Below are 13,332 nucleotides of genomic sequence, written 5' to 3'. Positions count from 1 at the left end.
GGGTGCGGATCGGTACGCTCTGGCCCATGAGACGTCGCGGCGTGACCGTCCTGCTCGGTGCCCTGCTCACCGCCCTGCTCAGCGTCGGCGTGCTGAGCGTCCCGCTGCCGTACGTGGTGCTCGGCCCCGGTCCGACGGTGAACACGCTGGGCAGCGAGGACGGCAAGGAGGTCATCCAGGTGACCGGTCGCGCGACGTCCACCTCCGCCGGTCAGCTGCGGCTCACCACTGTCGGTGTGCAGCCGACGGTGCGGCTGCGGTCGGCGCTGGCCGGCTGGTTCTCCTCGGACGAGGCGGTGGTGCCGCGGGAACTGGTCTACCCGCCGGGGGAGTCGCAGGAGGAGGTCGAGAAGCGCAACGCGGAAGATTTCCAGAACTCGCAGACCAGCGCCGAGACGGCGGCGCTGCGCGAGCTGGGCTACCCGATCAAGGTGCTGGTCAAGGCGGTCACGCCGGGCGGCCCGTCGGTCGGCGTGCTGCGGCCCGACGACGTGGTCACCTCGGTCGACGGGGTGCCGGTGACGAGCGCGGCCAAGCTCACCGAGCTGGTCCGGGCGAAGCCGGCGGGCACCGCGTTGAAGATCGGCTACACCCGGGGCGACGCCCCGGGGACGGCCACTGTGACCAGCCGTGAGCAGGACGGCCGGCCGCGCATCGGCGTGGAGATCGACCAGCAGCAGCCGCACCCGTTCACCCTCAAGATCGACCTGGGTGACATCGGCGGGCCGAGCGCCGGGCTGATGTTCTCGCTCGGCATCATCGACAAGCTGGAGCCGGCCGACCTCACCGGCGGGAAGATCATCGCCGGCACCGGCACCATCGACGACGAGGGCCGCGTCGGACCGATCGGCGGCATCGCGCAGAAGCTGGTCGGCGCCAAGGACGCGGGCGCGAAGGCGTTCCTGGTCCCCGCCGACAACTGCGCCGAGGCGGTCCGCAACCCGCAGCCGGGACTGCCGCTGCTGAAGGTCGCCACGCTGGGTGAGGCATTGAAGGCACTCGAGACGCTGCGCGCCGGGGGACAGCCGACGCGCTGCTGAGGCGGGCCGGGCGGCGGCCGGCGGGCGGATCGTGACGTGACCTTGACCCGACGTGCTCAGGAACACCCCGTACTCTTGGTGCCTGGTCGGAGCCGATCACATCGAGCGTGCGGAGCCAACAGTGGTCATGCGTAGCAGTCCCTTACCGAGGATGAGCCGGCGCGGACGCGTCACCATCGGTGTCCTGATCGGGGTGTTCATCTTGTTCACCCTCCTCGGGTGGGGCGTCAACGCCTGGACCGACTGGCTCTGGTTCGACGAGGTCCGCTACACCCAGGTCTTCACCGGCGTGCTCGCCACCCGCCTGCTGCTGTTCCTGGTGGTCGGCGCCGGCATGGCGCTGCTCGTCGGCGGCAACCTCTGGCTGGCCCACCGGCTGCGGCCCAAGATGCGTCCGCACTCGGCCGAGCAGGCCACCCTGGAGCGCTACCGGATGCTGCTGAGCCCGCGGCTCGGCACCTGGATCGCGCTCGCCGCCGCCGTCGTCGGGCTGTTCGCCGGCCTGTCCGCGCAGAGCCGCTGGGGCCAGTGGCTGCTGTTCCGCAACGGCGGCGACTTCGGCGTGAAGGACCCGGAGTTCGGCGTCGACGTCGGCTTCTACGTCTTCCAGCTCCCGTTCTGGCGTTACGTGCTCGGCGTCGGCTTCACCGCCGTGGTGCTGTCGCTGCTCGGCGCGCTCGCTGTGCACTACATCTTCGGCGGCGTGCGCCTCCAGGGCGTCGGCGACCGGATGACGAACGCCGCCCGCGCCCACCTCAGCACGCTGGTCGCCGTGTTCGTGCTGCTCAAGGCCGTCGCGTACGTGCTCGACCGGCGGGCCATGCTGCTGGAGTACAACGAGGGCGCCAAGCTCTACGGCGCCGGCTACGCCGACGTGAACGCGCTGCTCCCGGCGAAGGAGATCCTCGCCTGGATCTCCGTCCTGGTGGCGCTGGCGATCATCGTGTTCTCCAACGCGGTCATGCGGAACCTGGTCTGGCCGGGCATCTCGCTCGCCCTGCTGGGCGTCTCCGCGGTGGCGATCGGCGGCATCTACCCGTGGGCCGTGCAGACCTTCGAGGTCAAGCCGAGCGCCCGGGACAAGGAGGCGCCGTACATCGAACGCAGCATCAAGGCCACCAGGTCCGCGTTCGGTCTCGACGGCACGAAGACCACACCGTACGCGGCCAGCAACCTCGTTCCACCCGCCAGCCTCGCCACCGACACCTCGGTGGTGTCGAACATCCGGCTGCTCGACCCGCAGCTGGTCTCCGAGACGTACACGCAGCTCCAGCAGGTCCGCGGCTTCTACGACTTCGGCTCGAAGCTGGACATCGACAGGTACTCGGTCAAGGACAAGACCTCCGACTACGTGGTCGGCGTCCGTGAGATCAACTACGGCGAGCTGACCGACCAGCAGAGCAACTGGATCAACCGCCACACCGTCTACACCCACGGGTACGGCCTGGTGGCCGCCCCGGCGAACCAGGTGGTCTGCGGCGGTCAGCCGTACTTCGTCTCCGGCTACCTCGGCGAGAAGGCGCAGGAGGCGTGCTCCTCGCCGACCGAGGAGATCCCGGCCCAGCAGCCGCGGATCTACTACGGCGAGCGGATGGAGGCGGGTGACTACGCGATCGTCGGGCAGAACGGCGACCGCAACGTCGAGTTCGACCGGCCCACCTCCACCGGCGGTGAGCAGTACTACACCTACACCGGTGAGGGCGGCGTCGAGATCGGCTCGTTCCCGCGCCGGCTGCTCTACGCGATCAAGGAGCAGGAGTCGAACTTCCTGCTCTCCGAGGCGGTCAACGAGAACTCGAAGCTGCTGTACGTGCGTAACCCGCGCGACCGGGTGGAGAAGGTCGCGCCGTTCCTCACGCTCGACGGCGACCCGTACCCGGCGGTGGTGAACGACCGCGTGCTGTGGATCATCGACGGCTACACCACGGCGGCGACCTACCCGTACGCCGAGCGGGTCAACCTCCAGGCCGAGACGACCGACGAGCTGACCGGCCGGGGCACGTTCCAGCTCGCCCGGGAGAACGTCAACTACATCCGCAACTCGGTGAAGGCGACAGTCGACGCGTACGACGGCACCGTCAAGCTCTACTCGTACGACGACACCGACCCGGTGCTCAAGGCGTGGAACAAGGCGTTCGGCGGCGACCTGGTGCTGCCCAAGGGCGACATCCCGGCCGAGCTGGCCGAGCACTTCCGCTACCCGGCCGACCTGTTCAAGGTGCAGCGCAACCTGCTGACCAAGTTCCACGTCACCGACCCCGGCGACTTCTACTCCGGCCAGGACTTCTGGCAGGTGCCGAACGTGCCGGACGCGCCGGACAGCGGGCAGAAGCAGCCGCCGTACTACCTGTTCACCCAGTTCCCCGGGCAGGACGGGCCACGCTTCCAGCTGACCTCCGCGGTCACCCCGAACGGGCGGCAGAACCTCGCCGCGCTGGTCTCCGGGTCGTACGTCGACGGGCAGCCGAAGCTGGAGGTGCTGGAGCTGCCGGACCAGACCCGGATCTCCGGGCCGACGCAGGTGCACCAGCAGATGACTAACAACGGCGACATCCGGCAGCAGCTCAACCTGCTCTCCTCCAACCAGGCGCAGGTGCAGTACGGCAACCTGCTCTCACTGCCGTTCGCCGACGGCATGCTCTACGTCGAGCCGGTCTACGTGAAGAGCAGCAGCCAGGACGCGTACCCGCTGTTGCAGAAGGTGCTGCTCTCCTACGGTGACGGCGGCTCGTACGTGGTGCTCGCCAACAACCTCGCCGACGGCATCAAGCAGCTCGTCGAGCAGGGCAAGCGGGCCCCGAACAACAACCCGCCGCCCGCCACCGACGACAACCCCACGCCGGACAATCCCACGCCGTCGCCGACCGCAGGCGACAACAACACGCCGCCGGTGAGCGGAGAGCTGGCCCAGGCCGCAGCCCGGGTGCAGACCGCGATCGCCGAGGTCAAGGCCGCGCAGACGTCCGGCGACTTCGAGCGGTACGGGCGGGCGCTGAAGGCGCTGGACGAGGCGATGAGCGCGTTCCAGCAGGCCCAGGCCGCGGCCGGCGGCTCGGGCAACCCGGCGCCGTCGGGCAGCGTCTCGCCACCGGCGCCGACGTCGCCCGCGCCGACACCTGGCGGCTGACGCCGAGCTGACACCACGAGCCCGTGGTCCGGGACCGCAACGGTCACCCGGACCACGGGCTCTGCGTCGTCAAGCGGACTCCCCGGCCGCAACCCCGCACCCCGCCGCGCCGGCGGTACGGGCGTGCCCCGAGCAGCCCACCCGGGGCACGCCGCCGGCGACGGTGCGGCAGCGTCTGCTGCCCGACACCGGGTACGGCGACGAGTCGGTGAGAGCACCTCGACCCAGCGCGCCCAGTTCGACGCGGACAGCCGCCGGGCGGTCGAGGCGATCCGGCGGTGGCTGGACTGACCACCCGTTTTGCGCCTCCCCGGGTCGGTGCGCTACGGTTGTCGAGCCGACGCGGGGTGGAGCAGCTCGGTAGCTCGCTGGGCTCATAACCCAGAGGTCGCAGGTTCAAATCCTGTCCCCGCTACTCGTGACGAAAGGCCCCGGATTTCTCCGGGGCCTTTCGCCGTTTCCGGCCCTGGCTCCGGCTCACCCAGTGTTCGGCTCGGACCACAGTCATCATGGCCTCCCGCGACGGAACCTCCGCGCATTCGGCGTCGCACTTCAGCTGTGAAAGAACAGCCATTCAGGTGGAACAGCGGAGTGAAGAGTCGGCGCCCCATTCGCGGGGATGGCTGCGGTGGTAGGTGAGTTAGATAATTGAAAGATGGGCATGCTTGAGATTTCGTTCGTTGTCGGGACGGCAGCGGCGGGTGCGGTCCTGATCGGTGTCTGGATCCGGACTCGTCATCATCGGGAGCGGATTGCGATCTTGGCGTTGGTCGCCGGCCTCCTCGCCACGGCTGCGGCCTTCGCTCAAGTGGCGACAGTCGTCTTTCCGATCCAGGCGTCGCCTGAGCGCACTCCGTCGAGCAGTCCCGCGCTCAACGCGTCGAGCAGCACCGAGCCCAGCCCGTCGAGCGTCTCCGAGCCGACGGCGGCATGCAAGTGGACCGTGTCGTCCGGTCTGGCCAGGGCCAATCCAGAGAAGGCCGGCAACCTGGTCTTCTGCCCGACGCGGATAAACAACGGCAATGTGCCCATCACCGGCCCGTTCACTCTGGAGGGCCAGGTCATCGGCCCGGTTGAGGAACGCAGAAACCTCTTCCTCATGATCCAGGCCGCCCGGAACACCTGCACCACGGAGGGAAAGCCGCCGGCACCGGGCCGGTTCCTGCTCAATCAACCTGTCGATTTCGAGACGGGCGGCGGGGAATGGGAGTACTTCGACGATCTCGGTGGTTTCCCTCAGTCTGTGACGCTCGGCAGGACCTTCCAGTTCGCCACCGGACCCAAGGACGTCGTGCAGGGCCTCTACGACCGCCGGGAGGAGTGGCGGCAGGAAGGGATCACCAGGCTGCCTCCGGGGATCACGGTCCTCTCCACCTTCAAGGTCGCGCCCGGCAAGGTGAAGGGCGCGCTCCCGTGCGGAGGCTGACGCACTCCATCCCGGTTTCGCCTGCGTTGTCGAGATGAGGTCGGCCGGCCCTGCGGGGCGCCCGCAACGGAACGGGGCCGGGATCGGGGACCCGGCTGACCTCCAGGATCGGAGTGCGATAAGCTTTGTGAGCCGACGCGGGGTGGAGCAGCTCGGTAGCTCGCTGGGCTCATAACCCAGAGGTCGCAGGTTCAAATCCTGTCCCCGCTACTCGTGACGAAGGGTCCCGGAGTTCTCTCCGGGACCCTTCGCCGTGTCCGGCGACATCCTCGCCGTCCGCCGTGCCCCGGTTGCGGGTCTGGGCGAGGATGGGGGCATGTCTGCATGGAACAAGTGGTGGGGCCGCCTGGGCGCGGTCCTCGGTACGGTCGTGCTCTCGGTGTTCGTACCGGTCGCGGCCTGGGCGTCGTCGGGCACCGGCGAGATCGTGGTGGAGGCGGCGCGCCGGCGCTCCCGTGGCGGGTTCGGGTTCCTCGGCCTGCTCTGCTGCCTCGTGGTGGTCGGCGGCATCGTGCTGCTGGTGGTGCTGCTCACGCGCAACCGCCGCAACCGTCCTCCGCGCTGACGCCTCCGCCCCCCGTCCACGGCGGGCGGGGGGTGGGTGGGTCACTGCGCGAGGGCGGCGTTCGCCAGGGCCATGAAGCGGGAGGTGGCGGTGCGGGCACCGGCCCGCTTGCCACGGATGCTCTCGGCCGCCTCGATCAGCAGCGTGCGCACCTCGGCGTGCCCCTTTGGCGGCGGCGCGGGCGACGGCCCTGAAAGATCGTCCAGCTCGGCGCCGAGCGCGGCCATGCGCTTCTCGGCCCGGCCGGTGACCTCCGCGGCGACGAACGAGCGCACCTGCTTGCTGGCGTTCAGGCCGCGCTCGACGCCGAGCATCCGGCCGGCCGCGACGTTGGTGGTCAGGAAGTCGAGCACGTCCACCACCGCCTCCGGGTGGCGGGTGCCCCGGAAACCGGCCCAGTACATCGACGCGCGCGGCCACTGGGCGGCGGGCGTGCCCGGGAAGGCGACGGCGCCCAGCTCGTCGTCGGTCAGGCTCTGCAGCTCGGGCAACTGGTGCGACCAGGCGAAGGAGGCCGCGGTGTGCCCGGTGACGACGAGCTGGCGGGCCAGCTCGCCGCTGTCGGCCTGCTCGACCAGCGCGGCGCTCGGTGTGGCCCGGTCGAAACGCGCCACCTCCCAGAACTCGAACCAGGCGAGCAGTTCGGCGGAGCTGAAGCCGAGCTGCCGCCCCTGGTACAGCTCGCTGCCCTGACCGCGCAGCCAGAGCCAGAACGCCCGGTAGTCGCCGGAGGCGTCCATGGTGCCGGCCACCCGGTTGCCGGAGGCGCGCGTGACGCGGGCGGCCCAGGTCACGTACTCCTTCCAGGACATCCCGGTACGCGGCTCGGGCTGGCTCAGCCGGCGCAGCAACCGGCGGTTGAACACCAGCGCGGCGCTCGTCTGCGCGGCCGGCACGCCCACCGTGCGCTCGTCCACCCGGCCGTAGCGGGCCAGCTGCTCCGGCACCTCGCGCAGGTCGAGCCGATCGTCGGACACGTACCGGGTCAGGTCGAGCAGGATGTCCCGGCCGGCGTACTCGGCGAGCACTGTGTCGTCGATCTGGAACAGGTCCGGCGGGTTGCCGCCGGTGGCCTGGGTGGCGATCCGGTCGTAGTAGCCGCCCAGCCCCTGCCAGGTGACCCGGAAGCTGACCCGGGGGTTCTGCTGTGAGTACAGCCGCAGCGCCTGTTCGGTGGCCGCGGCCCGGCGGGCGCCGCCCCACCAGAACACGGAGAGCTCGATCGGGCCGTCGTCGGCGGCCACCTCCTCCGGGCTGCACCCGGTGAGCAGCGGCAGCGCGCCGGCGGCGAGCGGCAGCCCGGTGAGCGCGCCGAGGAACCGTCGCCGGTCGAGCCCGGGACGGGGTACGGACTGCGGAGCGCGCACGGGTCTCTCCGAAGGTGGGGTGCACCGGATCATTTCACCGGCCCCCGGCGGGGTGTCAACGCCGGGGCACGCCCGGGTGGGCGCGCCGGGCGGCCCGAGCCGGCCATGGTGTACTAGCGCCGTGGAACTTCTGCACTCGGGCAAGGTTCGGGACGTCTACGCCGACGGCGAGGACCTGATCCTGGTCGCCACCGACCGCGTCTCCATCTACGACGTGGTGCTGCCGACCCCGATCCCGGACAAGGGCCGCCTGCTCACCGCGCTGTCGCTGTGGTGGTTCGAGCAGCTGTCCGACCTGGTGCCGAACCATGTGATCTCCGCTACGGACGTGCCGGCGGAGTTCGCCGGCCGGGCGATCCGCTGCCGGCGGCTGGACATGGTGCCGGTCGAGTGCGTGGCCCGGGGCTACCTGACCGGCGGCGGCTTCGCCGAGTACCAGCGCACCGGCTCGGTCTCCGGGGTGCCGCTGCCCCGCGGCCTGGTCGAGGCGTCGATCCTGCCCGAGCCGATCTTCACGCCGTCGACCAAGGCGCCGAAGGGCGAGCACGACGAGCCGATCACGTACGAGCAGGTGGTGGACAAGGTCGGGCCGGAGGTCGCGGAGCGCCTGCGCCAGATCACCATCGACGTCTACCGGCGCGGCGCGGAGATCGCCGCCGAGCGGGGCATCCTGATCGCGGACACGAAGCTGGAGCTGGGCTGGGCGGCGGACGGCACGCTTGTCCTCGGCGACGAGGTGCTCACCTCCGACTCGTCCCGGTTCTGGCCTGCCGAGTCGTACCAGCCGGGCCGCGCCCAGTTCTCCTACGACAAGCAGTACGTGCGGGACTGGGCCACGTCGGGCGGCTGGGACAAGCAGCCGCCAGCGCCGGAGGTGCCGGCCGAGGTGATCGAGGCGACCCGCGCCCGCTACGTCGAGGTGTACGAGAAGCTCACCGGCAACCGCTGGGACTGACGCTCACTCCGCCCAGTCGAGCGTGCGCTGCACCGCCTTGTGCCACTGGCGCAGCTCCCGCTCCCGGTGCGCCGGGTCCATCGTCGACTCCCACTGCGCGTCCGAGCGCCACTTCTCGCGCAGCGTGGCCAGGTCGGGCCAGAACCCGACGGCCAGGCCGGCGGCGTACGCGGCGCCGAGGCACGTCGTCTCGGTGATCCGGGACCGCACCACCGGCACGTCCAGCACGTCGGCGAGGAACTGCATGAGCAGCTCGTTGCCGGTCATCCCGCCGTCGACCCGCAGCCGGCGCAGCGCCACGTCGGAGTCGGCGTTCATCGCGTCCACCACCTCCCGGGTCTGGAAGGCGGACGCCTCCAGCACCGCGCGGGCCAGGTGGCCCTTCGTGATGTAGCCGGTCAGCCCGGCGATCACGCCCCGGGCGTCGCTGCGCCAGTGCGGGGCGAACAGGCCGGAGAAGGCCGGCACCACGTAGCAGCCGCCGTTGTCGTCGACCGTGCGGGCCAGCTCCTCGACCTGCGGGGCGCTCGAGATCAGGCCGAGGTTGTCGCGCAGCCACTGCACCAGCGAGCCGGTGACCGCGATGGCGCCCTCCAGCGCGTACACGGCGGGCTGGCCCTCGATCCGGTACGCCACAGTGGTGAGCAGGCCGTGCCGCGACGGCACCGGGCTGGCGCCGGTGTTGAGCAGCAGGAAGCTGCCGGTGCCGTAGGTGCACTTGGCCTCGCCGGGCTGGAAGCAGGTCTGCCCGAACAGCGCCGCCTGCTGGTCGCCGAGCGCGCTCGCCACCGGCACCCCGGCCAGCACTCCCTGGGCGGTGCCGTACACCTCGGCCGAACTGCGGATCTCGGGCAGCACGGCGGCCGGGATGCGCAGCGCGTCGAGCAGCTCCGGTGCCCAGTCGAGCGTCTCCAGGTCCATCAGCATGGTGCGGCTGGCATTGGTCACGTCGGTGACGTGCCGGCCGGTCAGCTTCCAGATCAGCCAGCTGTCCATGGTGCCGAACAGCACCTCGCCGCGCTCGGCCCGCTCGCGCAGCCCGTCGACGTGGTCGAGCAGCCAGCGCAGCTTCGGGCCGGCGAAGTAGGTGGCCGGGGTCAGGCCGGTGCGGGCCCGCAGCCGCTCCTCGTCGTACGTCCCGGCCAGCTCGCGCAGCAGCGGGCCGGTGCGGGTGTCCTGCCAGACGATCGCGTTTGCCACCGGGCGGCCGGTCTCCCGGTCCCACACCACAGTGGTCTCGCGCTGGTTGGTGATACCCACCGCGGCCAGCATCTCGGTGCCGATGTCGGCGCTCGCCAGCGCCTCCCGCACCACGTGCTCGACGTTCGTCCAGATCTCGTCGGCGTCGTGCTCGACCCATCCGGGGCGGGGGAAGATCTGCCGGTGCTCGCGCTGGGCCACGGCGACGATCTCGCCGGCCCGGTCGAAGACGATGCAGCGCGAGGACGTGGTGCCCTGGTCGATGGCGGCGACGAACTCTGCGGTCACGGCAGCACCGTACCCGCCGCGAGCGCCCATCGTCTCCCTCCGGCGGCCCGTACGATCATCAGACGTGCGTGACATTGCCGTGTTCAGCGGGTCGGCCCATCCCGACCTCGCCGCCGAGATCTGCGCCCACCTCCACGTCCCGCTGCACCCGGTGCGGGTGTCCCGGTTCGCCAACGACTGCCTGGAGGTGCAGTTGCAGGCGAACTGCCGGGAGCGCGACGTCTTCCTCATCCAGCCGCTGGTGCCGCCGGTGCAGGAGCACCTGGTCGAGCTGCTGCTCATGATCGACGCCGCCCGGGGCGCGTCGGCCGCCCGGATCACCGTGGTGCTGCCGCACTACGCGTACGCGCGGTCCGACAAGAAGGACGCGCCGCGCATCTCCATCGGCGGCCGGCTCGTCGCCGACCTGCTCACCTCTGCCGGCGCGGACCGGGTGCTGGCCATGACGCTGCACTCGCCGCAGGTGCACGGCTTCTTCAGCGTCCCGGTGGACCACCTGCACGCGCTGCGCGAGCTGGCCGCCCACTTCAAGGGGTACGACCTGAGCGACGCGGTGGTGGTCTCGCCGGACCTGGGCAACGCCAAGGAGGCCGCCGCGTTCGCCCGGATGCTCGGTACGCCGGTGGCGGCCGGCGCGAAGCAGCGCTACAGCGACGACCGGGTGCAGATCAGCACGATCATCGGTGACGTGGCGGACCGGGACGTGATCGTGCTGGACGACGAGATCGCCAAGGGCAGCACGGTCATCGAGCTGATCTCGCACCTGCGCGAGCGGCGGGTCCGTTCGATCCGGCTGGCCTGTACGCACGGCCTGTTCTCCAGCGGGGCGTTGGAGCGGCTGAGCGCGCAGGACGGCGTCCTGGAGATCGTCTGCACCAACACGGTGCCGATCCCGGCGGAGAAGCGGGTACCGAAGCTGGAGGTGCTGTCGGTGGCGCCGGCGCTGGCCGAGGCGATGCGGCGGATCCACAACGGGGAGTCGGTGAGCGCCCTGTTCGCCTGACGGTGGCGGGTCAGCCGTCCATCGGACCGGTGACGGGCTGGCGGGTGGCGAGCGCGGCGGTGATCCGGACGACCGTGCCGGCGTCGCCGCTCTCCACCTCCATCGCGTCGCTCAGCTCCCGGGCCAGCCAGAGGCCCCAGCCGCCGGCGGTGTCCGGGGCGGGCCGCTCGCGGTCGCGCAGCCGCCGTTCGCTGATCCCGGGCCCGTGGTCGGCGACCTCGCAGACCAGTTCGCCGTTCCGCTCCCAGAGCCGTAGCCAGCCCTGCCCGCCGCCGTGCCGGACCGCGTTGGTGATCAGCTCGTTGACCGCCAGCACGAAGTCGTCCAGCCGTTGGCCGGACAGGCCCGACGCGTGCGCGCGGGAGGTGACCGAGTGCCGCAGCCCGGTCACCTGCGCCTGGTCGAAGGCGGTGGCGAGAAGGAGGGAAGGTTCGATGGGCACAACCGTACGCGGTGCGGGGAGTTCTGCGTCTGTCATGACCCCGTCCCGACGATGGTTCTCAACGACTTTCGCGGCATTTCCACCGTACGTCAGGGTTTCTCGGGCCGCACCGCCCGGGGTGCCCTGGACCGGCTGTGACAGGGTGGCCCACATGCCGTCGTCCTCCGGCCTCGAGGGCCCCTTCTGGCGATCGATAGCGGTGTTCCGCTTCGCCGCGCTCGCGTACGTCGGACTGGTCGTGCTGCGCGACGCGGACCGCTACGCGCACCCGGTCGCCGCGGGCGGTGTCCTGCTGGCGATGCTGGCGTGGAGCGGTGTGACGGCGGCCGGCTACGGCCGTCCGGCCGGGCGGCGCTGGCCCCTGCTCCTGGCCGACCTCGGCATGGTGCTGGCGCTCATCCTGGTCACGCCCTGGGTGGTGGGCCGCGCGGCGCTCGCCGCCGGGGTGCCGATGCTGACCGCCGCCTGGCTGGCCGGGCCGGTGCTCGCCTGGGCGGTCTCCGGCGGGCGGCGGCGCGGCACGGTGGCCGCGCTGGTGCTCGGCGGCGCCGACCTCGCCACCCGGGAGCGGATCAGCCCGTCCGCGCTGACCGGGGCGATCCTCATGCTGCTGGCCGGCGTGGTGGTCGGGCACGTGGCGCGGCTGGCGGTGGAGGCGGAGGAGCGGTTGCAGCGGGCGGTGGAGCTGGAGGCGGCCACCCGGGAGCGGGAACGGCTGGCCCGCGACATCCACGACTCGGTGCTCCAGGTGCTCGCGCTGGTCCGGCGGCGCGGCGCGGACCTGGACGGCGAGGCGGCCGAGCTGGCCCGGCTGGCCGGCGAGCAGGAGGCGGCGCTGCGGGCGCTGATCGGCCGGGCGGGCGCGCCGCCGGATCCGGCCGGTGGCGAGCAGGACCTGCGCGACCTGATCGACAGGTACGCCTCGGCCACCGTCGTGGTGTCCGCGCCCGCCACACCCGTGCCGCTGCCGGCGCGGGCCGCCGGTGAGCTGGGCGCGGCGGTCGGCGCGGCGCTCGACAACGTGGCCCGGCACGCCGGCGGGCGGGCCTGGGTGCTGATCGAGGACGAGGAGGAGACGGTGACCGTCTCGGTACGCGACGAGGGGCCCGGCATCCCGGAGGGACGGCTGGCGGAGGCCGCCGCGCAGGGGCGGCTCGGGGTGGCGCAGTCCATCCGGGGCCGGGTGGCGGACCTGGGCGGCGAGGTGCGGATCGTGTCCGCGCCCGGCGCCGGAACCGAGATCGAGCTGGTCGTGCCGAGGAGCCGCGGATGAGCATCCGGGTGATGGTGGTGGACGACCACCCGATGTGGCGCGAGGGCGTGGCCCGAGACCTCACCGAGGCGGGCCACCAGGTGGTGGCGACCAGCGGGGAGGGGCGGCAGGCGGTACGGGTGGCCGCGGCGGCCCGCCCCGACCTGGTCGTGCTCGACCTCCAGCTGCCGGACATCTCCGGCGTCGAGGTGATCCGGGGGCTGCGCGCCGCGCTGCCCGACGTGCGGGTGCTGATGCTCTCGGCCAGCGGCGAGCCGCAGGGCGTGCTCGACGCGGTCAAGGCCGGCGCCACCGGCTACCTGACCAAGTCGGCCGCACCGGCGGAGTTCCTGGACGCGGTGCGCCGGACCGCCGCCGGTGAGCCGGTGTTCACTCCCGGCCTGGCCGGGCTGGTGCTGGGGGAGTACCGGCGGCTGGCCGCGGCGCCGCCAGCCCCGCACGACGAAGCACCCCGGCTCACCGAGCGGGAGACCGAGGTGCTGCGTCTGGTCGCCAAGGGGCTGTCCTACAAGCAGATCGCCGACCGGCTGGGCCTGTCCCACCGCACCGTGCAGAACCACGTGCAGAACACCCTGGGCAAGCTCCAGTTGCACAACCGGGTCGAGCTGACCCGGTACGCCATCGAGCGGGGCCTGGACGACTGAGC

General features: G+C 71.6%; 11 protein-coding genes and 2 tRNA genes. 10 read left to right on the top strand and 3 right to left on the bottom strand.

Annotated elements, in window-relative coordinates:
• The first annotated feature begins 26 nt into the window (after positions 1 to 26).
• The 6 genes from Q3W68_RS10515 (at position 27) to Q3W68_RS10490 (ending at position 6,158) form a co-directional block, all read left to right on the top strand.
• Positions 27 to 1,040, top strand: coding sequence for a PDZ domain-containing protein (locus Q3W68_RS10515; protein WP_302905267.1), 1,014 nt, complete (start codon positions 27 to 29; stop codon positions 1,038 to 1,040).
• Positions 1,041 to 1,167: 127 nt separating this feature from the next.
• On the top strand, positions 1,168 to 4,167 hold the full coding sequence (locus Q3W68_RS10510; protein WP_302905266.1) for a UPF0182 family protein: 3,000 nt from the start codon (positions 1,168 to 1,170) through the stop codon (positions 4,165 to 4,167).
• 341 nt (positions 4,168 to 4,508) lie between these two features.
• Positions 4,509 to 4,582, top strand: a tRNA-Met gene (locus Q3W68_RS10505).
• Between the two features lie 240 nt (positions 4,583 to 4,822).
• Positions 4,823 to 5,593 carry a hypothetical protein gene (locus tag Q3W68_RS10500; RefSeq protein ID WP_302905265.1) on the top strand — a complete coding sequence of 257 codons (771 nt, stop codon included), beginning with the start codon at positions 4,823 to 4,825 and terminating at the stop codon, positions 5,591 to 5,593.
• A 136-nt stretch (positions 5,594 to 5,729) separates the two neighbouring features.
• Positions 5,730 to 5,803: transfer RNA gene (locus Q3W68_RS10495), tRNA-Met, on the top strand.
• Between the two features lie 106 nt (positions 5,804 to 5,909).
• Positions 5,910 to 6,158, top strand: a complete 249-nt coding sequence (locus Q3W68_RS10490; RefSeq protein WP_091422247.1) for a hypothetical protein — start codon at positions 5,910 to 5,912, stop codon at positions 6,156 to 6,158.
• Between the two features lie 41 nt (positions 6,159 to 6,199).
• On the opposite strand, the gene Q3W68_RS10485 is transcribed toward Q3W68_RS10490, so the two are convergent.
• Positions 6,200 to 7,525: an ABC transporter substrate-binding protein gene (locus tag Q3W68_RS10485; RefSeq protein WP_302905264.1), complete on the bottom strand. Its 1,326-nt coding sequence runs from the start codon at positions 7,523 to 7,525 to the stop codon at positions 6,200 to 6,202.
• A gap of 121 nt (positions 7,526 to 7,646) precedes the next feature.
• On the opposite strand from Q3W68_RS10485, the gene Q3W68_RS10480 reads away from it, so the two are divergent.
• A complete protein-coding gene (locus Q3W68_RS10480; RefSeq protein ID WP_302905263.1) occupies positions 7,647 to 8,480 on the top strand; it encodes a phosphoribosylaminoimidazolesuccinocarboxamide synthase in 834 nt (277 codons plus the stop codon).
• Between the two features lie 3 nt (positions 8,481 to 8,483).
• On the opposite strand, the gene glpK is transcribed toward Q3W68_RS10480, so the two are convergent.
• Positions 8,484 to 9,968, bottom strand: coding sequence for a glycerol kinase GlpK (gene glpK / locus Q3W68_RS10475; protein ID WP_302905262.1), 1,485 nt, complete (start codon positions 9,966 to 9,968; stop codon positions 8,484 to 8,486).
• 64 nt (positions 9,969 to 10,032) lie between these two features.
• On the opposite strand from glpK, the gene Q3W68_RS10470 reads away from it, so the two are divergent.
• Positions 10,033 to 10,971, top strand: coding sequence for a ribose-phosphate pyrophosphokinase (locus tag Q3W68_RS10470; protein WP_302905261.1), 939 nt, complete (start codon positions 10,033 to 10,035; stop codon positions 10,969 to 10,971).
• A 10-nt stretch (positions 10,972 to 10,981) separates the two neighbouring features.
• Here Q3W68_RS10470 and Q3W68_RS10465 read toward each other — a convergent pair whose 3' ends face one another.
• Positions 10,982 to 11,449: an ATP-binding protein gene (locus Q3W68_RS10465; RefSeq protein WP_302905260.1), complete on the bottom strand. Its 468-nt coding sequence runs from the start codon at positions 11,447 to 11,449 to the stop codon at positions 10,982 to 10,984.
• 115 nt (positions 11,450 to 11,564) lie between these two features.
• On the opposite strand from Q3W68_RS10465, the gene Q3W68_RS10460 reads away from it, so the two are divergent.
• Positions 11,565 to 12,686 (top strand): MacS family sensor histidine kinase, encoded by a 1,122-nt coding sequence (locus tag Q3W68_RS10460; protein ID WP_302905259.1) that lies wholly within the window; start codon positions 11,565 to 11,567, stop codon positions 12,684 to 12,686.
• Entirely contained in the window at positions 12,683 to 13,330 is a 648-nt protein-coding gene (locus Q3W68_RS10455; protein WP_302905258.1) for a response regulator transcription factor, read from the top strand. Before Q3W68_RS10460 ends, Q3W68_RS10455 begins: the two co-directional genes overlap by 4 nt.
• Positions 13,331 to 13,332 lie beyond the last annotated feature (2 nt).

It is taken from the genome of Micromonospora sp. C28ISP2-4 (assembly GCF_030519385.1).
Classification (GTDB): Bacteria; Actinomycetota; Actinomycetes; order Mycobacteriales; family Micromonosporaceae; genus Micromonospora; species Micromonospora tulbaghiae.
This window is presented reverse-complemented; position numbering and strand designations above follow the sequence as displayed.